Genomic DNA, 21,753 nt, shown 5'->3' on the forward strand with positions numbered 1-21,753 from the left:
TCATGCACCATAAACCGATTCAATTTAAAGACCTAGGTCTTATCTATTCGCATAAAATCTGTTTTCAAAACTTCAGTGGTGAAATCCATTTTGGTGAGCGTATTGCACTGATTGGCAGAAATGGCTCGGGAAAATCTACCTTACTTAAAATGCTTGCTGGTTTTTGTTCAGCCTCTGCTGGCGAAATTCAAATGCCACAGGATGTTCGTTTTGGTTACTTACCCCAATTGATTGAAGAATGTCCTGATTTAAGTGGTGGTCAACGATTAAACCAGGCGTTAACCAAAATATTGTCTGAAGATCCGAATGTTTTGTTGTTAGATGAACCCACAAATCATCTGGACAGACGCAATCGTCGTTCTTTAATGCGGATGCTCGAGCATTATCCGGGGACGTTGGTCATTGCTTCTCATGATACGGAGCTCATCAATACCGTCGCAGATACTCTATGGCATATTGATTTGGGTAGGCTCACTCTATTTAGAGGGGCTTATTTTGAGTATCAGCAGATGCTTGAAAACAAGAAAGCATCGATTGAACAGGAATTATCACGGATTGCACGTGAGAAGAAAGAATCACATCTTGCTCTAATGAGAGAACAAGAACGTAATAAACGTTCTCGTGTTTCAGGTGAAAAAAAGATAGCCCAACGCAAATGGCCAACGATTCGGTCTCATACAAAGCTCGCCAATGCAATGACAACAGGAAATAAACGATTAAGTCAGATTAATCATAAAAAAGAACACTTGCTTGAAGAGCTTTCTTCTCTAAACCTTCCGCAAACGATTAAGCCCAAATTTAAATTAAACGGTCTTGACCACCATAAGCCCTTAATCAGGATTCAAGACACTTCTATTGCCTATGAATCAGGAGCTGTGATTCTGGAAGACATTCATTTTCACTTAAATGGCTGCGAACGAGTGGCATTGTATGGGGACAACGCATCAGGGAAGTCCACCTTTGCCAAAGCGATTTTGGAGGATAGTCACATTAAGAGAACAGGTGAGTGGACTCTTCCTCAGTACAATACAGTTGGGTATCTCGATCAGCATTATCAACATCTGGATTGTGACGAAACAGTTCTGGATTTGATGAAAAGTCAGATGCCCCATGCTTCTCATGCTGAACTTCGTGCCCATTTAAATGACTTTTTATTTCGCAAAAATGAAGAGGTAGAAATAAAGGTCAAAGATCTTTCTGGTGGTGAAAAGGCAAGGCTTTCTTTAGCCTTGATTGCTGCCAATCCGCCTAAACTACTTGTTTTAGATGAGGTAACCAACAATGTAGATCTGGAAACACGCGATCATATCATCGGAGTATTACGTGAATTTCCAGGTGCGATACTGGTTATTTCTCACGATCATGATTTTTTAGAATCCATTCACATTGAAACCAGGTATCACATTCATCAAGGGAAGATACATCATTTCAATGGGGAACAAGCAGAGGGTGTTCATCATGACTAGTCGTTTGCCTAACCACATAAGCTCTTTTATGTGGCATTTTTTAAAACCGTATCGTCGCATGGTTTTTTTATTTATCCTGCTTGCTTTAATGGCTGGATTTTGGGGACCGTTTAATAGTTTATTGATTAAGTCCTTCATTAATACCTTAGTGGCAAAGACAAATACAGACCTCTCCGCTTTGTATTGGATCGCTGGATTATTGGTATTGAACTTTATTATCTTTGACAATATCACCTGGCGAACAATCGGGTACTTGAACTATAAATACGAAGCGGTGATTAAAAACCAAATTATTAGCCAAATGTTTGAGTATGTGTTGGGAAGTAGTACGCAATTTTTTCAGGATAACCTATCAGGGCGAATTGCCACACAAATTACGACTCTTGCTGATAATCTTGAGATTATTTTGCATCGCGTATCTGTCGATTTTCTACGTGGTGCTTCATTGTTGCTGGTTTCCTTTATTACAGCCTATTTTGTTAATGTCCTGTTCTTTTATATTTTATTCTTATGGTTCATTGCCTTTGCCTCATTTAGTATTTGGATGTCGGCGCGATTGGTTCAGTTATCGGATGACCATGCAAATTCTGAATCGCAGCTTTCTGGGCAATTAGTAGATAGCCTGGCGAATCAATCCAATATTCGTATTTTTTCACGTAAAGGCTTTGAAGTAGAGCGTATGAATACTTTTTTTCGCTCGGTACAACGGGCTTTCCAAAGAAAAGAGCTGTTTATTGTTTTGTTATGCTGCGCCCAAGGTGGAATGATTGCGGTAATGATGGGTTTGGCATCGATTACCTTAATTCACTTGTATGGCAAGGGACTGGTGAGCATTGGTGATTTTGCTTTGATTCTTGGGCTTTCCATGGAATTGGGGCATATGATGTGGTACACCATGTACCAAGTGGACCAATTTAACCAAGCCTTAGGCAAGGCAAGACAAAGTTTAAATGCATTGGTCATCCCCCATGAGATACAGGATAAAAAAAATGCATCCCAATTAATTGTTACGCAAGGGCAAATTGAATTTTCAAAGGTAAAATTTCATTACCAAGGTGGTTACTCCTTGTTCCAGAATAAGTCGGTAACCATTGAAGCAGGTCAAAAAGTGGGGTTAGTGGGCTATTCAGGCAGCGGCAAGTCCACTTTTGTTAATTTGATTTTGCGACTTTATGAGGTAGTGGATGGACAAATTCTAATCGATGATCAAAACCTATCTGAAGTGACTCAAGAGAGTTTAAGACAAGCCATTGCTATGATTCCTCAAGACCCTACACTTTTTCATCGAAGCTTAATGGATAATATTCGTTATGGTAGGACAAAAGCCTCGGATGAGGAAGTCATTTTAGCCTCCAAGAAGGCTCATGCGCATGAGTTTATCAGTCTTTTGCCAGAAGGCTATGAGACATTGGTCGGTGAGCGTGGTGTGAAGCTTTCAGGCGGGCAACGCCAGCGTATTGCCATTGCTCGTGCGATTTTAAAAAATGCACCCATTTTAATGTTGGACGAAGCCACGTCCCAGCTGGACTCCATTACAGAATCCAACATTCAAGACAGTCTTTGGGAGTTGATGCAGGGAAAAACAACCCTGGTCGTTGCGCATCGCTTATCGACTCTGCTGCATATGGACCGAATTTTAGTATTTGATAAAGGCCATATTGTTGAAGATGGCACACATACTGAACTGTTGAATCTTGGTGGTTTGTATAAAACCCTGTGGGACGCGCAAGTAGGTGGATTCTTGCCTGATGAGCGAAAAGAAGAATCTGAAGAGTCAGTTAATAACGGGGTATTAGATGAGTAAATTACATACAGAATTTTCGGAAGTGAATCATTTGCTTAATGACTTACTGTCCGGCTTGCAATCAATTTTAAAGGAACATTTGCTGGGCGTTTACGTGTATGGTTCATTCGTCTGGGGTGATTTTGATGAAACAACCAGCGACATTGATGTTCTTGTGGCATTAAACCAAGAAATGACATCAGAAGAATTCGCGGCTTTAGATTATTTGCATACCAATCTGGTTCAGCATTTTCCAGATTGGTATGACCGAATTGAAGTAGCTTATGCATCGTATAGAATGTTACAACATTTTAAGACAGAGCAAGGTCAAATTGCTGTCATTAGCCCAGGAGAACCGTTTCACCTCAAACAGGCGGGAACTGACTGGCTTATTAATTATTATTTATTGCAAACAAATAGCCTCATTCTATATGGTCCATCAGCAAAGTCGATTGTTGCTCCTGTATCAAGCAGTGAGTTTATAGAGCATGTCAAAAAGCAGAGCATTGAATGGCAAGATTGGGTTATTCATACCAGAAATTCTTTAGGGTACCAATATTATGCTGTATTAACACTGTGCAGGGCTTTGTACGTGCTCCACCATCAGGAACAAGGCTCTAAGTTAAAAGCTGGAGTGTGGGCTAAAAATCAATTCCCAAAATGGCGAGCTTTAATTCAACGAGCATTAACTAAAGCGGAACTAGATCATGCAAGCGATATCTTGACCGAAGAAACCTATCAAGAAGTCACCGCATTTGTGGATGAAATGGTTCAGCATATTCAAGAGAGAGAATAGATGATGGAAGTCAACCAACAACAACGGCTTATCGAAGTAGTTTCTTATGATGCTAATTGGCCTATGCAATTTGAACAGGAAGCAGAGCGAATTAAAAAAGCATTAGGTAGTAATTGCATTGAAATTCATCATATCGGTTCCACTTCAGTACCTGGTTTGGCTGCAAAACCAATCATCGATATGATTCCAGTTGTTTTGGAACTAAGCAAAGTAGATAGTGCCAATGCTGCCATGAAAGCCCTGGGCTATGAAGCAAAAGGAGAATACGGAATTCCATTTCGCCGCTATTTTCAAAAGGGAGATAACCAAAGAACTCATCATGCTCATATTTTTGAGTTTGGAAACCCAGAAATCGAGCGCCATTTAAAATTTAGGGACTGGATGAGAGCAAATCCAGAAGATAGAGTAGCCTATGCTCGTTTAAAACAAGAGTTAGCACATCAACATCCCTATGACATTACTGCCTATTGCGTGGGTAAAGAGGATTTTATCGCAGCTATTGATAGAAAAGCAGGATTTAATGGATTAAGAGTGGTTAAGGCATTAACACCTCGTGAATGGGATAAAGTACGCCATTTTAGACAATTCTATTTTTTTGATAAGGCAGGGCTTTCTGATCCATATACTTGGACTTTTGAGCATGAAGCTCATGTTCATTTTGTTTTATCTCAAGGAAGCGACATCATTGGTTATGCCCATCTGCAATTATGGCCTCACAAAAGAGCAGCTTTGCGCATCATTGTGATTGATGAGGAAAAAAGAAACCACCAATATGGTGGCCAATTCTTGGCGTTATGTGAAAAGTGGCTAAAAACACAAGGCTATCAAAGCTTGCACGTGGAGTCTTCACCGGATGCGCTAAGATTTTATAGAAATAATGATTACATCGACATGCCATTTGATGATCCAGATGGCTATGAAGGTGATGCGAGAGATACTGCAGTAGGGAAAATACTATGATTCAAATCGAAAAAATAACGGGAGATTTAGCTCAATCCTTATGTCGAACCATTACAAAGGATTTGCCAGAATACTTTGGTTTGCCAGAAGCGAACGAGCACTACGCAATAGGTGTGACCACACGCACTAATTTTGCGGCAAAAGATGGGGATAATACGTTTGGCCTTGTTTCAATTGATTTTCCCTATCCTGATAATGCTAATATTTACTGGATGGCTGTAAAACGTGATTATCATCGTCAAGGTGTAGGAAAGCAATTAATCAAAACGGCTTGCCATTTTGCTGCAACACAAGGTGCTAAAACTATAACCGTTGAAACCCTAAGCCCCTCTGAATTGGAAGAGAATTACCTTAAAACCTACCGATTCTATCAGTCCGTTGGTTTTAACCCTCTTTTGGATTTAAAACCAGCAGGATATGAGTGGAATATGGTGTACATGATGAAACAGCTTGAAGCTTTAGCAGAAAACCAATCGTCAATTGCCATTAAGCCACTAGAATTATGCGATATCCCCGTTTTGGTCGATGCGTTTCAAAAAGCAAATTGGCAAAAACCTTACGTTTTGTTTGAAGGGTACTATCAAGAACAAGAACAGTCTGAGCGAGTCGTTTGGGTGGCCTATGTTCAAGACCAAATCGCGGGCTATGTTACTCTAAAATGGACCTCACACTATAAACCTTTTTCTCATAAAGGAATCCCAGAAATTATGGACTTAAATGTATTGCCTGCTTTCCGCAAGCGTGGAATAGGCAGTGCTTTGCTCACTATTGCTGAAGAAAATGCAGCCAGTCAGTGTGATGTTGTAGGAATTGGTGTTGGATTATATGGTGGTCCTGATGGCGGATATGGACAAGCTCAACGACTTTATGCTAACCGAGGTTATATTCCTGATGGTTTAGGGGTAACTTATCATTATAAACCAACCATTCCTGGGGAAACATATCCCTTGGATGATGATTTAATTTTGTGGTTTACCAAAAAAGTAACCAAACATTTGCATGTAGAAAGAGATACTGTAACTAAAAAAACAACTGATAGCTGCGATGTATATGTACCAAACACAAAATATAAATTGGAGTTCAATGCCAAAGATTCATTTAAAATTATCGATCAAAAGTTGTTTGAGTTTAATAAATTGTGTGTCTCTGCAACACAACAACCGGAATTAATTGATATAAACGTTACGATTAAAAACGGTGATGAGGTAATAGCGGGTATTTGTTCGGAGGTTTATACATGGAATATCCTGTACATCAGTGTCTTTTTTGTTGAGGAAAAATATCGGAACCAAGGTTTGGGTACCCTTTTACTCAATAAAGTTGAGGAGAAAGCAAAAGAATTAGGAGTCAGTTTAATTCACCTCGATACCTTTGATTTTCAAGCAAAAGATTTTTATCTCAAACATGGTTATGAAGAGTTTGGGGTTCTGGATGACTGTCCAAAAGGTCATCAGCGTTATTATATGAAGAAGGTGCTATGAGTTTTATTAAAAAAGGAATATACCGTCATTATAAAGGCAATCTGTATGAAGTGATTGATATTGCCAGGCATTCGGAAAGCTTAGAAGATATGGTGGTTTACAGAGCGCTTTACGGCGATTTTGAACTATGGGTTCGACCTCTCAAAATGTTCCTTGAAAACATTGAGATAAATGGTGAGCTCCAAAAAAGATTTGAATTACATGAATAAATTAGAACAAGCAAATCGTTTTATCTTTACTGGCACCCCAGGCAGTGGAAAAACTTCTGTTATTTTGGCATTGAAAAGATTAGGGTATGTAGTGATTCCTGAGTCTGCAACAGATGTCATTGCAGAGGAACAGGCAAAGGGAATTATGCGTCCATGGGAAGAGACTGATTTTGTAGATAAGATTGTTTTAACACAAAAATTAAGGCAATTGAATGCTCAAGGTGCGTTGCAATTTTATGACCGATCGCCATTTTGTGCTTATGCATTGGGGCGTTATTCCGCTCATTGGCATAAAAATGATTTTACACCCTCACCTATCTTATTAGCTGAAGTTGACCACTGCCTAAAAGCTAGTATTTATCAACGCAAAGTATTCTTTTTTGAGAACTTGGGGTTTATTGAACCAACTTCAGCTCGCAAAATCAGTTATGAAGACGCCCTTATTTTTGAGCAAATTCACATAGATGTATATAAAGAGTTTGGTTTTGAAATCATGCTCATGCCTAAAAAAACGATTACAGAGCGCTGTGAATTTGTTCTTGAAACGTTAGGCATAAAAAAATAAATATCAATTTTATGAAAAAACCGCTTGACCCTATTGTTACTATATATCTTACCTTTGTTCTTAAGGAGGTAATACTATGACTCAATGGTTCGTAAAAGACTTAAGCAAATTAACTGGTGTTTCGGTGCAAACATTGCATCATTATGATCGCATTGGTTTACTTAAACCTTCATTACGACAGTCCAATGGGTATCGTATTTACTCCGAGAAGGATTTATTGAAATTACAACAGATTATTGCTTTAAAGTTTTTTGGTTTTGAGCTATCACAAATCAAAACCTTGCTCTCTGAAGAACGTCACGCGCTAAACCATTTTGAAGCCCAAGCTCAAGTGTTAGAACAAAAAGCATTGGCATGTACTTCCGGAGCTAAAACCTTAAGAAGCATTATAGACTCTGTTGATGTCAATCAATCCATTCCATGGGAAACCATTATACAACTGATTGAGGTATATAAAATGGCAGAGCATCTTGAACATGATTGGGTTAAGGAAATATTTACTCCTGATGAGCTCAAACAATACGTAGCATTTGAAAAGGAAATGAAAACAAATAACAAGGCTGAGTTTGAAAAACAATGGCATCAACTTTTAGATGAATTGAAACAAAGTATGAAACACGATCCTGATTCCACTATAGGTATCCAAACAGGGAAAAACTACATGGAATGGGTTAATAGCGTATACGGTAAAAAATATGCCCATCTGAGAACCAAAAAATGGGAAAAAGGATTTGGAGAAGGAAAAGGTCTTGATGAAATTGGTTTAACACCAGAGATTATGACATGGTTAGAGAAGGCTTTAGACGCTTATTGGAAGCATAGGCTTTATGGTATTCTTGAACAAGTAGGCAAAACGCCAGACTCCAACATATTAACGCTTTGGAATAAGGCATTAGATGATATGTATGGCGAAGAAACTTCACGAAAATATGCTGTTTGTGATATTGCTTTGAAGGATGAAAAGGTCAGTCCAGAAGCAAAGACTTGGCTCAAAAGTATCGTAGATGCTTACAACATGTAAAAAAATAGCTATAAATTTTGGATCGGTCTTGTTTTTACCGATCCAATCTCAACGGAATCCATTTTAGGTTCTTCTTTCCGTCTAGAAAACGGCTAATCTAAACATCCGACAATGTTAAAAATTTGTAAAAAAATACTGATTGAGAATAAATTTTACGGCATAGGGTATAATTAACTTACTTGTTTTTATTATGATCAATTGTATGTCTTATGCAAAAATGGCGGAATTACTTTTGCTGGATGTCATGTCTAAAGCACAAATTCCAGGAATTTCTATTGCCTTTATAAGCAGTGATGGAATCATATCTACTCAAGAAAAAGGGCTTACAGATGGTTTCGGCCTTTTTGCAATACCTGTTGATCCACTCAAATATCCCTTTCATAAGTTGGGATTAGGAACTAAAGATGCTGTAGTTCTATTTGACGACACACTTTATTATGTGAATCAAACAACACAAAGCGTTCATCAAATACAGTTAAATGAAAGTAATCAATCCTCATATCAAAAGTTACGAGAAAGTTGTACTGATACTTATAAATTGGCCAATTCTCAAGAATCTGAATTAATAACTACTCTAACAGGCCTTGCACCACCTACAAAAGTGCAACCAGAAACCGTTTTTGGAGCAGCCTCGCTAAGCAAACCCGTATTTGCCTATTTAGTACAAAAATTGATGCAGTCCAATGCGGCGAATCAAGCAAAGCGCGGGACAGGTAAATTTAATTTGGATAAATTCAACCTGAGTCAATTTGATTTAGATACTCCTCTTTTTCATATTCTACCATTAGAAGAATTTGAGATAGATGGAATGAAATTTGATATGTCTGACAAATCTGCTGTTGTCTGTGCTAAAGCACTCACTGCAAGGATGGTGTTATCACATACAACAGGCCTTGCTCATGGTGAAATGAAGTTTCAGTTCATTCCTAACCCTAAAGAAAAAGATTCTAAAGAAAAAATGCATGGATACTCAAATGTTGGTATCGTGTACTTACAACAAGTGATTGAAAAATTGACTGAAGCAAATCTAGAAACATTGGCCAAAAACCATGTATTTGATCGTTGTGACATGACTCATAGCACTTATGAGCCATTAAAGGCCTATCACTCGCTTTTGCATGCTGAAAAAGAACCCTTGTTTGATGAAATGAAACCTGGTCAGATTGTCATACTAAAAGAAGATGAGCAACTAACAGCATATTGGTTAGATAATGGAAAAATAGTCAATCGCTCCTTTCCGGAAAGAGTAGTTTCAAGCATTCTTGAACAGTTACCTGATAAAGGTAAACTTTCAAACAATCCGGAGCTGATTGGAGCTGTAGTCTCACAATATGGATGTAAAGAACCCAAACCATGTGCCGCCAATACACTAAGAACTACGGCATCAGATTATGCACAGTTTGTCAAACATCTAAGCCATGACAGCTCGATTGAAAATCCTTTTATTCCGCATGCCTTCATGACGCACGATAGAGGTTTGGCGGGAGCAATTGGAATTGCTAGAGACAAGATACGCGATTCCATTTTAAGCCATGTTGCATGGGGTTTAGGTTGGGGGTTACAAACCAATGAAAAAGAAGAGGTTGTTACCGCCTATCATTCGGGTGACATGAATGATTGCAGAGCGTGGGTTGCAATCAATTTAAAGGATAAGAGTGCCATGGTATTTTTCGCTAATTCACATAATGGACATATTCTTGCGGAACAAATTGTCCCTTCGACAATTCAAATAGAACTGGCTTCGAACTATTTTTTTCCAAAATGGGGTTTTGCTAGAACTATTGATGAGCTAGGGGGTAAAACTAATAATTGGGGCATCAATCCACTTCCAAGACCCAATCCATCTAAAGAACGGACAAGTTCTTTAAGTGAATTGCAAAAAAGAACTAGTATCCCAAGTATTGCCACAGCAATTATTTCTGACCGCGGAGTTGTTACTACAGAAGAGGTAGGTGTGACTAATGTCAGCAAACCTGAAGAAGTTACTAGTTCGACTGTTTTTGAAGCCGCTTCATTGAGTAAACCTGTATTTGCTTATATTGTATTGAAACTAGCGCAAAAAGATCTCATTGATTTAGACAAACCACTCCATGAATACGGCGATTTTGGTCCTCCACAGATGCGAACTGATAAAAATTATAAAAAATTAACTGCCCGTATGATCCTATCCCATCAAGCAGGCTTACCTAACGAATTTTCATCACCAGAATCTCTAAAGTATGTCTCTGAAGTAGGAAAACAATTTGATTATTCAGGAGTAGCTTATCAATTTCTAGGTGAAATTGTGGAACACATTACTGCAAAATCACTGGAAGCTTTAGCTCAAGAAGAGTTTGCTAAGATAGGTATGACTGATAGTAGTTTCATGCCACCAACGGGTTGCAGTCTTATTAAACTGCCAGATGAAGAGGAAGAACCAACTCCTGAACGCATTAAAAAATTATTAAAAGATACTTTAGATGTACATGGTCAATTAAGTATTATCCTACAAAAGGATAAATTATTTGTTGCTGAAAGGGCAGTAGACGGCAGCGTACAAATGACTGAAAAAAATTCCAACCAACTTGAAGAAAAAAGCCTACAAGAAATCAAAGCTCGCTTTGCTCAAATACCACCATTTTTTTGGTCAAAGCCAATACCTGTTGAAGCAAGGGAGTTACCCCTTGTGACTACAATTATTGGTCATCCTCCAGAACATGCTGCAACAATAGCAATTGGCCATGATCAAGATGGCTCAGTAAATCGTAAGCAAAAATTTTATATGGTTCACCCGGCAGGATCCTTGTATACAACGACTTCTGACTATGCAAAATTTCTAAAAGCCTGTATTAACGATCCCTATATTAGATGGGAAATGTTTAAACCGGTTGTTTCATCGTTGAAAGATAAAGATACTAAAGCAATGAAGCAAGGAGTCTCTACTGATACTTTAGATCAAATCTCTTGGGGTCTAGGAATTGGGATTCAGAAAAATACCGATGGAACCCGTATCGCTTTTCATTGGGGTGATAATGGAACTGGACGCAATTTAGCAGCGATCAACCTTACTACTGATGAAGCAGTTGTTTGTCTCACTAATAGCGAGAATGGACCCGCTGTTTTTCGAGAAATTGCAGAGCCTATCGTTGGTGATCTAAGTGCTATTGGGCAATGGTTATCAATACGAGAAGAATTGCCTCTTGATATGCGTTTAAAAGAAAATCCCACCCAAGAAATGAACCCACGTTTACAAGAGCAGACACAAATTAAAACGACAGGCGTTGCTACTAAAGGGCAACAAGAGGTAGAGCAAAAGCATTTTGACTTAGGGCTGTTCTAAGCACCGCAGCGTTTTGTACAAACCACCACAATTCAATAGTTCAGCATACGTTTAATTTGTCGATCATTAAGTAGGAGCTCTGGGGTTTGCACCCAGAGCCCCTATAAGATGTCTTAACTAAATAAAACTTCAACAAATTTATTTTCTTTCAAAACTATTTCAAGGCTACTATTTTTATAGTAGTATCTACTAAAAATATAGTAGATTATGTTTTACTTAGTTTCTGGAGAAAAAATGTCAATAAAAAGAGGGGAAAACACTTTTGCTCATGATCGCCTCCTTACAGAGGTAGAGCTTGAATTAATGAATATTATTTGGAGCCTTAATAAAGTAACCATTAAAGATATTGTTTCACATTTGCCCAAAGAAAGACCTTTAGCTTATACCACTGTGGCAACTGTAGTAAAAGTACTTGAACAAAAAGGATTTTTGGGATGCCAAAAAAATACTTATGCCCATGTTTTTCTCCCAATTGTTACCAAGGCTGAGTACGAAAGCACGTGCATTGAGCATATGGTCACTAATGTTTTTGATGGTGAACCTGTAGCACTGGTGCAAAGACTCTTGATGGCCAAAAAGCTACAACATGATGACATTCAAGCAATTGAGGAAGCACTAAAACAATTAGTAACCTCTGAACAAAAAATAGAGGCATGATTATGTTATTCCTGGAAATTTTATTGAGCATTCATTGCTTGCTTTTAGTCAGTTCATGGTTTATTGGCGGTCGTTGGCTCTCAAATCAGCCATCATTTAAACTCAAATTGGCTCGCTTTTTATTAATTAGCTGTGTGATTTCTCCATTAATGGTTCATTGTATTAAAACCAATCAAAAATTGGAGCGGCATCACTATGCATCCATTGATGCTTTGCAAGAGTATGTGAATCAACCTATTTTAAAGTCTAAACACTCCCAAGAGACTCCTGAATCAGCAACCTCTTTTTCAATAAGCAATACGAGTTATTTTCATATTTTTTATATCGTATTTTGTTTGCTCGTCTTATTTCGCAGTTATAAAGTATTGTTGAGTTTGGGCAGTTTAAGAGCACTATTAGCTGAAGCAATTCCATATCGAACTTCCGGTAAATTGGTCATTAAAGTTTCTCGACGTTGTCATATTCCTTTCTCCGTCGTTTTATTTAACAAAGCTTATATCGTATTACCCGTATCCCTATTTTCTTCCTCCAAAAATGTGAAGATTGCCATTGCTCATGAGGGCCAACATCATCGTAATGGTGATTGTCTATGGGCCTATTTTATTGAAGCCCTGCGCATTCTTTTCTGGGGTAATCCAGGTGTTATTCGATGGGGTCGTATTTTAAGCGAATTACAAGAATGTTCATGTGATGAAGTATTGGTTGGCCAGCCAAAAATTTCGGCACATGACTATGGCAGCTGTCTGTTTCATGTAGTGCAGACAGTGTCTCAATGTTCTCTGTCATCAGACCTAGAAATTGCATGCACGGTAGGTATGGCCTTGGGCAAAGACAATGAAGACTGTACTTTTATCATCAGGAGAATTTCAATGTTATCAGCTTATCCACTTAAACCATCTAAATCATTATGGTTAGCAGTTGGATTTATGGGGGTTTCTATTTTGGCACCAATCTGTGTCGCCTATTCAGCAGTCGGTTCATTGACCGGTTCTAAGGCACAAGAAATCGATACCTCTCATTTAGATCCTAAAATGCAACAAATTGCCGCGCAAGAAATTAAAATGGCGGTAAAAAACTATCATGCAAAATCGGGGGTTATTGCAATCGTCAATGCACAAACTGGTAATCTCATTGCCTTTGCTGAGTCCGGTAATGATGAAAATCAGAATAGCTGGAAATCACGTGTTTTTTCACCTGGCTCTACGATAAAACCGTTTATTGCGGCGGCAGCAATTGATGCTGGGAATAGTTCTGAAACCAAAAAATATGATTGTCGCTCACCTTACTCCGTAGAAGGTAAAACATTTACAGATTACTATGTAAGTCAAGGCCCTACTTCATTGACCCAAGCGGTTGCAAGATCAAGTAATGTATGCATGATTAAAGTCGCCCAAGAAACTGGACTACCTGTAATTCGTAAAAAACTCACTGAATTTGGTTTTGATATTAATACTTGGTGGCAAGCAAATCAAAGTGATGACTTGCAACTTGCAATGGTTTCTCTTGGGGAGAATATACCGGTCACAATTGATTCATTAACAAAATCCTACGCCATTCTTGCAAACTTTGGACGTCCATTCAAAGGAGAAGAGGCTCCTATCATTTCAGCAGCAACAACCAATTCAATAAATCATATCCTCGAGAACGTTGTTATAAATGGCACAGGAAAACTTGCTGCGATTCCTGGTGTTCATGTCGCGGGTAAAACAGGAACTGTTACAGAAAATATTAATGTTGCAGAAGGCGAGCATATTGCCTTGTTTGCAGGTTTTGTACCGGTTGATGCGCCACGTTATGCCATGGTGGTTGTAATAGAAGACGGTCATTCAAGAAAAAATGGTAAGACTTTAACCTCCGGTGGAGAATTGGCTGCTCCAGTATTTCGTAAGGTTGCTCTAAATAGCCTAAGTAATACCACGCTATAAATCACCTGTGGGTACAGCAGTGTAGCTCGTACCCATATCGATATAAATTCACATGATGTTGGAGTTGTTATGAAGAAACTAAGCGTACTTCTATGGTTGACACTATTTTATTGCGGAACTATTTGGGCCCAAAGTACTTGCTTTTTGGTACAGGAAAATCAAACTGTGCTAAAGCACGAGGGTAAAGATTGCAATAAGCGTTTTGCGCCAGAATCAACCTTTAAAATTGCTTTGAGTCTTATGGGTTTTGATTCAGGAATATTAAAAGACACACTCAATCCGGAATGGCCGTACAAAAAAGAATATGAACTTTATCTTAATGTTTGGAAATATCCTCATAATCCACGTACCTGGATAAGAGATTCCTGTGTTTGGTATTCACAAGTTCTAACACAACAATTAGGTATGACTCGATTTAAGAATTATGTTGATGCATTTCACTATGGCAATCAGGATATTTCCGGCGACAAAGGTCAGAATAATGGATTAACCCATTCCTGGCTATCAAGCTCGCTTGCCATCTCACCAAGTGAGCAAATTCAGTTTCTGCAAAAAATAGTCAATAAAAAACTATCCGTGAATCCCAAAGCTTTCACTATGACTAAAGACATTCTATATATTCAAGAATTAGCGGGTGGTTGGAAACTGTATGGAAAAACAGGGAATGGTCGACAGTTAACAAAAGACAAAAGCCAAAAACTATCACTACAACACGGATGGTTCATCGGCTGGATTGAGAAAGATGGTCGTGTGATTACCTTTACGAAACACATTGCAGATAGTAAAAAACATGTAACCTTCGCCAGTTTCAGAGCGAAAAATGAGACCCTGAATCAATTATTTTACTTAATTAATGAATTGGAAAAATAATACATGAAATCCAACATTTCTTTATTAATAGCACAAGCTCTATTCCTATTTTGCTATCAAGCTTTTGGTTACGCCAGTGAAATAGCAATTACTTTTGATGATTTACCTGCTTCAATCGAAGAATCTATAGAGGAACAAGCTCAAATAAATCAGCAAATAGTAAATGCGCTTATCAAATATAGAGTACCTGCAATTGGATTTGTGAATGAAGGGAAACTCTACCGCACTAATGAAACTCAAGAAAAAATAAATCTCCTAAAATTATGGGTGGATAACGGATTTGATTTGGGAAATCATACTTATTCGCATCTGTCCTTAAGTAGCATCACAACCAAGCAATTTAAAGCCGAAGTGACTAATGGCTCTAAAATATCCAAACAATTAATGCAAAGTGCAGGTAGAGAGTACCGTTACTTTAGGCACCCCTACCTTGATACAGGTGAAACATTCAAGATTCGCTCTCAATTTGAGTCGTTTTTAAAACATGAAGGATACCTAGTTGCTCCAGTTACTATAGACACTGACGATTGGAAATTTAACCAACAATTACATGAGTTTCCTCAAAATAAAGACAAAATCATTCAAAGTTACTTGAAACATACACGTGCTAAATTTGCCTTTTATGAAAGCGCATCTAAACAAATGTTTGGTAGAAATATTAATCAGATTTGGCTACTTCATGCCAATCTTGTTAATTCATTAGCCATTGAATCACTCTTAACTATAGCCCAAGAATACGGTTATCATTTTATCAGCCTAGATGATGCACTACAGGATAAAGCCTATCTATCCGCTGATTCTTACTATGCCCATTTTGGGGTTTCTTGGCTTTATAGATGGGATTTTACCCGCGGGAAAGTGGTTGATTGGTCTCAGGATCCAGAGCCTGATAACAATCCATTTATCTCAACTAAGACCATTAAATTTTATGATAAAGATCGCAAACGACTTATTCCAGTTAAAATTTATGTGAGTAATGAATCACAGGGGAAAGCAAATGCTGGTATTATTAAACTACCCGTTGCCATCATTAATCATGGATACACTGTACGCGATACTGAATATTCATTCTTAGCCAATGCACTTGCTGCAAACGGTTATTTTGTTGTAAGCATCCAGCATGATCTAAAATCAGATCCCCCATTAGCTCAAACTGGCAATTTATTTGAGCGACGCAAACCCTTATGGGAACGAGGAAGTACCAATATACTTTACGTAATCAAAGAGCTTAGCCGGATCAACCCCAGTTTAAACTTGTCTAAAGTGACATTAATTGGTCATTCGAATGGTGGTGATATTGCCATGTTGTTTGCAAGAAACCATCCTCAATTTGTGAAAAAAATTATATCATTGGATAGCTTGCGCATGCCTTTTCCACGTACCGGGCTAACACCTATTTTATCGCTGCGTGGAAATGATACTAAGGCAGATGAAGGCGTACTGCCTTCTCAAGAGTCGTTAAAACAATTAGCCATAACAATTATTCCACTACCTGAAGCCAAACATATTGATTTATGTGACCGTGGGCCTGAGGTAATTCAGAAACAAATGAATGCTCTTATTTTAAAGTCTTTGCGAGGCTAGTTTATGAAAAAAATGTTCACCTTGTTCATTTTAATATCTTCCTTAAGCCTTATGGCAGCAGCCAGCATATCGACGAAGATACAAAGTAATCCGCTAGAGGAAAAATACACGAATACATTTAGCTTACATCATACGTTAACCAAAGAGTTTCCTTCAAAGATCAATGGAATCAAATATAACTTATATATTAGTCTCCCCAAAGAATATGATTCTAACAAAAAAGACTATCCAACTATTTACTTATTAGATGCTGATTACAGCTTTGCATTAGCCAAACAAATTAGTGAGCATTTATCTGACCGAAATAGAATCAACGACTCCATTATTGTTGGGATAGCTTATGCAAATCCTAATGAGTATAAGAAAAATAGAACCAGAGATTACACACCAAGTTATGTTGGATCAGGAGGATATGGAGCTGAATATCAAAAATACTCGGGTGGTGCCGAATCATTTTATCGATTTATTCATTCAGAACTTATTCCATATCTTCACCAGACATATAGAGTTAATAAAACCGCTACTTTTGTCGGTCATTCTTACGGTGGATTATTTGGGGTATATTTATTAGTCCACCATCCTGGAATATTTAATCGTTACATTATCGTTAGCCCCTCTCTCTGGTATGATAATCATTTGGTGCTAAAAGCAGCTCAAAAAAAGCAAAATTTTAATCTTGAAGAAAATACTCGTGTTTGCTTTATTATCGGCGACCAAGAAAATAAAGGCGATTACCAAATGATAGATGATTTAAAGTTATTGAATGAAACCATCATGAGCAAGCCTCACAGGAATTTAAGCACTGCTTTTAATGTTCTAAATAATATGGATCATGATACTGTTTTTCCAGGAGCTTTAAGTTTAGGACTTCTAGAGTCTTCATCTGACTTCAAAAAGAATCGACTCTGAACTCAATCAATAAGTCTGTATACAAAGGATAAACGATTATGCTTGCTAAGTGTTCTGTTTTTATTGCTACAAGTCTTAATGGTTTTATTGCAAGAGATGATGGTTCTATTGATTGGCTAACCAAAGCAAATGAGCTTGTGCCATCTGGTGAGGATGGTGGTTATAAAGAGTTCATATCTACGGTCGATGGACTCATTATGGGTAGGCATTCTTTTGAGAAAGTATTATCATTTAATCCTTGGCCTTATGGTGAGCTTCCAGTTGTAGTGATGAGCAGCAAACCCATAAAAATTCCTGTTCATTTAAAACATGTTTCAACCTCCTCCGAAACACCTATTGAGCTCGTGAAGCGCTTAACTGATGAAGGGTTTAAACATCTTTATATTGATGGCGGTATAACTGTCCAGAATTTTATAGCCGCGCATTTAATACATGAATTAACAATAACCATTGCACCAGTGTTGCTCGGCTCTGGGCGTTCGTTATTTGGACCTTTGGCACAAGACATCGAACTGGAGCATATTGAAACTAAATGTATTGGCGGTGGCTTTGTTCAATTGAAATATCGAACTAATCCCTCAATCAAGAAAAGAAATAAAAACAACGTCTACCTTATTTATGATGAAATTTCTGAGTGGTTTGATAGTCACCGCAATAAAGAGCTCAAAATGGAGCAATTTTATTTGGAACTACTACAAAATCAGATTCCATCCAAAGGAACTATTTTAGATGTTGGCTGTGGCACGGGCGAACCCATAGCCCAATTTTTAATGAAACAAGGGTATAAAGTAACAGGCATTGATGCAAGTAAAAAAATGATTGAGCAATGCAAAAAAAGATTCCCAAATGCAAAATGGCTACTTGCTGATATGAGGGCTTTAGATTTGCAAGAGAAATTCGATGCAGTCATTGCCTGGCATAGTTTCTTTCACTTACCTCATGACGATCAACGAAAAACATTAAAATCCCTTGCCTCTTTAGTGGAGCAAAATGGTTTATTAATATTTACTTCCGGACCGGAGTATGGAGAAGTTTGGGGTGATAATGGAGGATATGATTTATATCATGCCTCCCTTTCTTCCGAAGAATATACTCAAATCCTTCTAGAGTGCCATTTTAAAATCCTTGTACATAACGTTAGGGGCCCAGAGTGTGGAGAAGCAACGGTTTGGGTTGCTCAAAAAAATCGACTTTGTCCAGGATAAAATGGAAAGAAACTTATCAAAGCGTCTTCAAATCTCATGCTCAATAATAAAAGGACATCTATATTGTATTCCAGGCCACTAATTTTACATCATACAGACGCTACTGGTAAAATCAGAAACCAAAACTTCATCTTCTAACACAATGACTATTGAACAGAATGAATTAGAGATCAAAAATAATGTCCACCAAAATGTCGGATGGGGACAACCTATTCCACTTTCTCCAATCTTAGCCCCTGACTGTCCTTATCCAGTTGAGGCACTTCCCCCAATTGTAAGAAAAGCCGTAATCGACTATCAACAATATGGACAGCAACCCCTGCCTTTGATTGCATGCAGCGCCTTGGCTAATATGTCACTATCATGCCAATCACTTGCTAATGTGGCGCGAGACAACTATTTAATTAGTCCAGTATCACTTTATTTTTTAATTGCCAGCGGCTCTGGCACCCGAAAAACTGCTGCAGATAATGTTTTTTCGAAAGCAGCGCGTCACTGGGAGACATTGATTCGTAAAAGGCGCGAGCCTGAAGTGTTATCAGCACTAACGCAACATCAAGTATGGCAAATGGAAAAAGATAGTTTATTCTCTCAAATCAAACGTGCAACTTATACGGGGGAAGATTCTGATTATGCCAAAGAAATGCTTGATGAATTAATTCATCAAGAGCCGGAAATTCCTTTGCAACCCACTCTTTATTTTGAAGATGCGACCCAAGAGGCACTGGCCATTCATTTGGCTCAAGGTTGGCCTTCCGCTTCCCTTTGGTCTGATGAGGCAGGCATCATCTTAGGTAGCCATAGCATGCAAGGTAATCCGACTCGTTTTGTAGCTTTGCTTAATCGTTTGTGGGACGGTAAGACATTCACCGCGCATCGTAAAACAACGCAAGGATTTACCATTGAAAATCGGCGCTTAACACTTAACTTGATGATGCAACCGCTTATCTTACAACAACTTACCAAGCAAGCTTCGGGTATCAGTCGACAAAGCGGTTTTTTAGCTCGTTGTCTCATGGCTTATCCTGCCAATAGTATGGGAAATCGATTTTACCAAGAACCGCCTGCTTCTTTGCATTCTCTAACCTATTATGACCAACGCGTCACTGCCTGCTTAAATCAGTCAGAACAATTAAGCCATCAAGGTTGTATTCAACTTCCATTGTTGAAAATGAGTATGGCCGCAAAACAACAATGGATTTTATTTTTTAATGCGGTAGAAGCAGGGTTAAAACCTCAAGGCCAGTGGGTCGATATCGTTGATTTCGCATCAAAAGCGGCTGAAAATACAGCGCGGCTTGCAGCACTTTTTCATCTCTTTGAAGGACGCGATGGGGATATTAGTGTAGAGCATACCGAAAATGCTATTGAAATAATTAATTGGCATTTGCAAGAAGCACGGCGAATTATGCCTACCGAAACCGTTTCTTTGCAGTTTTCCGATGCCCTAAAACTTATGGGCTGGTTTATTGAAAAGAATATTAGTTCAACAACGTTACGAACCATTCAACAATTAAGTCCGTTGCGAGATAAAATAAAACGCGACCATGCAGTTGAATTATTAGTGGAACACAATCAAATACGCATTGTAAAATCAGGTTCAAAAACGATGGTGGAAGTGAACCCTCGTGCATTCAAAGTATAAGTTCAACTTGATACATTAACCATAGTACACCAATTAACAGGAGAAATTTGTGCCCTTTGACATGCTAAAAGAATGGTTGAACAAGGAAAAAGAACGAGGGATTGAGGATCCTTTCTGTGCTGTTTTAAGCACTTGTAGCAGCTTAGGTGATCCTCATAGTCGAGTGGTGGCCATTCGCGAAATTGAAACCGAGAGTCTATTATTTTTTACTCAACAAAAAACACGCAAGGTTGCTGAATTATTAAATAACCCTAAATCCTGTTTAAATTTTTTATTTGCAATGCAGAGCCGACAAGTTATTTTAGAAGGAACAGCAATACCCATTTCCCAAGAAGAAAATGAAGCTTTTTGGAGAACTCTTCCTCGTGAACGCCAATTAAGATTTTCTGCTTATGCCCCTACTTCAGGTCTTGTCATTAAAGATTTAGGCCAATTGGAAACAAGGAAAAAAGAATTGAGTGATCAATTTGCAAGCCTTTCTATCCCTATGAGTGAGGATTATTTTGGCTTCCGCTTCATCCCAAAAACATGGATTTTTTACACAGTCGGCTCCATTTCTTTTTCTGAGGTAATTCGTTATACGAAGATAAGCAACTCTTGGAAAACAGAATTAATTTCCCCATAGGTGATATCATGTACATGCTTTGTTTTTGTGTTCCAGAAACACATTTAGAAATTGTTAAAAATGCTATTTTTGATACAGGGGCAGGAAGTGTGGATCATTATCAGCATTGTGCGTGGCAAACATTAGGCGAGGGGCAGTTTATGCCATTACCTGGCAGCCATGCTTTTATTGGAACAATCAATCAACTTGAGAGAGTGCCTGAATATAAAGTAGAAATTATCTGTACTGAAGAGCAAATCAAAGCTGCTGTTGCAGCCTTAAAGAAAGCTCATCCCTATGAATCACCCTCTTATCAAGCGTTTCGGGTTGAGATGATATAAACAATGATGAACGATTACTTACTAAAAAACTTCTATTTCTCTTTAGGTCTTTTTACAATTCGCTAGACTAGCCCCAAACCTGAGGTTTAACTATTGTTAAGAAATTTCCAACAGTAAACTTGAAAATGCTTTGCAATTGAAAAACCAAGGTTTTGATAGATACGAAGCGCGCTATTATTTTGTGTCGCAACAGTCCGATAACAGTTTTGGTAGTTTTTATCTGAAAAATAATTTAAGCTATAGGGAAGTAAGATCTTTCCAATACCCTGTCCTCTATAATGAGGTGAAACACCAAGTGTTCTGACTTCGCCACACCTACTACGTACATGATCGGTTAAAGTTGGGGTACGGCCCCGATCCTGGTAAAAAGTTATCAAATCTCAGTTTAATTAACCATGTCAGTATTAATATTA

The 21,753-nt window shown here is 38.2% G+C and carries 19 protein-coding genes and 1 pseudogene; 19 read left to right on the top strand and 1 reads right to left on the bottom strand.

The genetic code is table 11. The features are described from left to right. Positions 1 to 2 precede the first annotated feature (2 nt). The 19 genes and pseudogenes from HBNCFIEN_RS16690 to HBNCFIEN_RS16775 all read left to right on the top strand — a co-directional run bounded on the left by HBNCFIEN_RS16690 (position 3) and on the right by HBNCFIEN_RS16775 (position 21,340). Entirely contained in the window at positions 3 to 1,466 is a 1,464-nt protein-coding gene (locus HBNCFIEN_RS16690; protein WP_014845087.1) for an ABC-F family ATP-binding cassette domain-containing protein, read from the top strand. Next, on the top strand, positions 1,459 to 3,270 hold the full coding sequence (locus tag HBNCFIEN_RS16695) for an ABC transporter ATP-binding protein (protein ID WP_014845086.1): 1,812 nt from the start codon (positions 1,459 to 1,461) through the stop codon (positions 3,268 to 3,270). Before HBNCFIEN_RS16690 ends, HBNCFIEN_RS16695 begins: the two co-directional genes overlap by 8 nt. Further along, the gene (locus HBNCFIEN_RS16700; RefSeq protein ID WP_014845085.1) at positions 3,263 to 4,045 is read left to right on the top strand and encodes a nucleotidyltransferase domain-containing protein; all 783 of its coding nucleotides are present in this window, start codon (positions 3,263 to 3,265) and stop codon (positions 4,043 to 4,045) included. The genes HBNCFIEN_RS16695 and HBNCFIEN_RS16700 overlap by 8 nt, the downstream gene beginning before the upstream one ends. A 3-nt stretch (positions 4,046 to 4,048) precedes the next feature. Then, positions 4,049 to 5,005 carry a bifunctional GrpB family protein/GNAT family N-acetyltransferase gene (locus HBNCFIEN_RS16705; protein WP_029489092.1) on the top strand — a complete coding sequence of 319 codons (957 nt, stop codon included), beginning with the start codon at positions 4,049 to 4,051 and terminating at the stop codon, positions 5,003 to 5,005. Further along, a complete protein-coding gene (locus HBNCFIEN_RS17900) occupies positions 5,002 to 6,486 on the top strand; it encodes a GNAT family N-acetyltransferase (protein ID WP_014845083.1) in 1,485 nt (494 codons plus the stop codon). The genes HBNCFIEN_RS16705 and HBNCFIEN_RS17900 overlap by 4 nt, the downstream gene beginning before the upstream one ends. Further along, positions 6,483 to 6,695: a DUF1653 domain-containing protein gene (locus HBNCFIEN_RS16715; protein WP_014845082.1), complete on the top strand. Its 213-nt coding sequence runs from the start codon at positions 6,483 to 6,485 to the stop codon at positions 6,693 to 6,695. The genes HBNCFIEN_RS17900 and HBNCFIEN_RS16715 overlap by 4 nt, the downstream gene beginning before the upstream one ends. Continuing rightward, complete coding sequence (locus HBNCFIEN_RS16720; protein WP_014845081.1) at positions 6,688 to 7,260, top strand: AAA family ATPase; 573 nt, start codon at positions 6,688 to 6,690, stop codon at positions 7,258 to 7,260. Before HBNCFIEN_RS16715 ends, HBNCFIEN_RS16720 begins: the two co-directional genes overlap by 8 nt. A 76-nt stretch (positions 7,261 to 7,336) precedes the next feature. Beyond that, entirely contained in the window at positions 7,337 to 8,281 is a 945-nt protein-coding gene (locus HBNCFIEN_RS16725; protein WP_014845080.1) for a MerR family transcriptional regulator, read from the top strand. A gap of 202 nt (positions 8,282 to 8,483) precedes the next feature. Further along, the gene (locus tag HBNCFIEN_RS16730; RefSeq protein WP_182393735.1) at positions 8,484 to 11,600 is read left to right on the top strand and encodes a serine hydrolase; all 3,117 of its coding nucleotides are present in this window, start codon (positions 8,484 to 8,486) and stop codon (positions 11,598 to 11,600) included. Between the two features lie 234 nt (positions 11,601 to 11,834). Beyond that, entirely contained in the window at positions 11,835 to 12,257 is a 423-nt protein-coding gene (locus HBNCFIEN_RS16735; RefSeq protein WP_014845078.1) for a BlaI/MecI/CopY family transcriptional regulator, read from the top strand. A gap of 2 nt (positions 12,258 to 12,259) precedes the next feature. Continuing rightward, entirely contained in the window at positions 12,260 to 14,182 is a 1,923-nt protein-coding gene (locus HBNCFIEN_RS16740; protein WP_019350454.1) for a M56 family metallopeptidase, read from the top strand. Between the two features lie 69 nt (positions 14,183 to 14,251). Next, positions 14,252 to 15,052, top strand: a complete 801-nt coding sequence (locus HBNCFIEN_RS16745) for an oxacillin-hydrolyzing class D beta-lactamase OXA-29 (protein ID WP_014845076.1) — start codon at positions 14,252 to 14,254, stop codon at positions 15,050 to 15,052. 3 nt (positions 15,053 to 15,055) lie between these two features. Continuing rightward, positions 15,056 to 16,636 (top strand): alpha/beta fold hydrolase, encoded by a 1,581-nt coding sequence (locus HBNCFIEN_RS16750; protein WP_014845075.1) that lies wholly within the window; start codon positions 15,056 to 15,058, stop codon positions 16,634 to 16,636. A 3-nt stretch (positions 16,637 to 16,639) separates the two neighbouring features. Then, on the top strand, positions 16,640 to 17,545 hold the full coding sequence (locus tag HBNCFIEN_RS16755; RefSeq protein ID WP_014845074.1) for an alpha/beta hydrolase: 906 nt from the start codon (positions 16,640 to 16,642) through the stop codon (positions 17,543 to 17,545). 38 nt (positions 17,546 to 17,583) lie between these two features. Beyond that, a pseudogene (locus HBNCFIEN_RS17905) lies at positions 17,584 to 18,114 on the top strand (dihydrofolate reductase family protein); the annotation flags it as partial. Positions 18,115 to 18,213: 99 nt separating this feature from the next. Beyond that, positions 18,214 to 18,750: a class I SAM-dependent methyltransferase gene (locus HBNCFIEN_RS17910; RefSeq protein ID WP_370530130.1), complete on the top strand. Its 537-nt coding sequence runs from the start codon at positions 18,214 to 18,216 to the stop codon at positions 18,748 to 18,750. 142 nt (positions 18,751 to 18,892) lie between these two features. Further along, a complete protein-coding gene (locus HBNCFIEN_RS16765) occupies positions 18,893 to 20,395 on the top strand; it encodes a YfjI family protein (RefSeq protein WP_014845072.1) in 1,503 nt (500 codons plus the stop codon). A 49-nt stretch (positions 20,396 to 20,444) separates the two neighbouring features. After that, positions 20,445 to 21,020: a pyridoxamine 5'-phosphate oxidase family protein gene (locus HBNCFIEN_RS16770; RefSeq protein ID WP_014845071.1), complete on the top strand. Its 576-nt coding sequence runs from the start codon at positions 20,445 to 20,447 to the stop codon at positions 21,018 to 21,020. An 8-nt stretch (positions 21,021 to 21,028) separates the two neighbouring features. Further along, the gene (locus HBNCFIEN_RS16775; RefSeq protein ID WP_019350456.1) at positions 21,029 to 21,340 is read left to right on the top strand and encodes a structural toxin protein (hemagglutinin/hemolysin) RtxA; all 312 of its coding nucleotides are present in this window, start codon (positions 21,029 to 21,031) and stop codon (positions 21,338 to 21,340) included. An 86-nt stretch (positions 21,341 to 21,426) separates the two neighbouring features. Here the strand turns inward: HBNCFIEN_RS16775 and HBNCFIEN_RS17915 are convergent, their stop codons facing one another. After that, positions 21,427 to 21,717: an N-acetyltransferase gene (locus HBNCFIEN_RS17915; RefSeq protein ID WP_076547508.1), complete on the bottom strand. Its 291-nt coding sequence runs from the start codon at positions 21,715 to 21,717 to the stop codon at positions 21,427 to 21,429. Positions 21,718 to 21,753 lie beyond the last annotated feature (36 nt).

Source organism: Legionella sp. PC997, from assembly GCF_014109825.1.
Classification (GTDB): domain Bacteria; phylum Pseudomonadota; class Gammaproteobacteria; order Legionellales; family Legionellaceae; genus Legionella.

What these genes read in the sequence shown, in the direction of transcription:
- HBNCFIEN_RS16715 (WP_014845082.1), top strand. Translation starts at nt 6,483, where the DNA reads ATGAGTTTTATTAAAAAAGGAATATACCGTCATTATAAAGGCAATCTG.
- HBNCFIEN_RS17900 (WP_014845083.1), top strand. Translation starts at nt 5,002, where the DNA reads ATGATTCAAATCGAAAAAATAACGGGAGATTTAGCTCAATCCTTATGT.
- HBNCFIEN_RS16745 (WP_014845076.1), top strand. Translation starts at nt 14,252, where the DNA reads ATGAAGAAACTAAGCGTACTTCTATGGTTGACACTATTTTATTGCGGA.
- HBNCFIEN_RS16720 (WP_014845081.1), top strand. Translation starts at nt 6,688, where the DNA reads ATGAATAAATTAGAACAAGCAAATCGTTTTATCTTTACTGGCACCCCA.
- HBNCFIEN_RS16765 (WP_014845072.1), top strand. Translation starts at nt 18,893, where the DNA reads ATGACTATTGAACAGAATGAATTAGAGATCAAAAATAATGTCCACCAA.
- HBNCFIEN_RS16755 (WP_014845074.1), top strand. Translation starts at nt 16,640, where the DNA reads ATGAAAAAAATGTTCACCTTGTTCATTTTAATATCTTCCTTAAGCCTT.
- HBNCFIEN_RS16775 (WP_019350456.1), top strand. Translation starts at nt 21,029, where the DNA reads ATGTACATGCTTTGTTTTTGTGTTCCAGAAACACATTTAGAAATTGTT.
- HBNCFIEN_RS16695 (WP_014845086.1), top strand. Translation starts at nt 1,459, where the DNA reads ATGACTAGTCGTTTGCCTAACCACATAAGCTCTTTTATGTGGCATTTT.
- HBNCFIEN_RS16690 (WP_014845087.1), top strand. Translation starts at nt 3, where the DNA reads ATGCACCATAAACCGATTCAATTTAAAGACCTAGGTCTTATCTATTCG.
- HBNCFIEN_RS16725 (WP_014845080.1), top strand. Translation starts at nt 7,337, where the DNA reads ATGACTCAATGGTTCGTAAAAGACTTAAGCAAATTAACTGGTGTTTCG.
- HBNCFIEN_RS16740 (WP_019350454.1), top strand. Translation starts at nt 12,260, where the DNA reads ATGTTATTCCTGGAAATTTTATTGAGCATTCATTGCTTGCTTTTAGTC.
- HBNCFIEN_RS16730 (WP_182393735.1), top strand. Translation starts at nt 8,484, where the DNA reads ATGTCTTATGCAAAAATGGCGGAATTACTTTTGCTGGATGTCATGTCT.
- HBNCFIEN_RS16735 (WP_014845078.1), top strand. Translation starts at nt 11,835, where the DNA reads ATGTCAATAAAAAGAGGGGAAAACACTTTTGCTCATGATCGCCTCCTT.
- HBNCFIEN_RS17910 (WP_370530130.1), top strand. Translation starts at nt 18,214, where the DNA reads ATGGAGCAATTTTATTTGGAACTACTACAAAATCAGATTCCATCCAAA.
- HBNCFIEN_RS16750 (WP_014845075.1), top strand. Translation starts at nt 15,056, where the DNA reads ATGAAATCCAACATTTCTTTATTAATAGCACAAGCTCTATTCCTATTT.
- HBNCFIEN_RS16705 (WP_029489092.1), top strand. Translation starts at nt 4,049, where the DNA reads ATGGAAGTCAACCAACAACAACGGCTTATCGAAGTAGTTTCTTATGAT.
- HBNCFIEN_RS16700 (WP_014845085.1), top strand. Translation starts at nt 3,263, where the DNA reads ATGAGTAAATTACATACAGAATTTTCGGAAGTGAATCATTTGCTTAAT.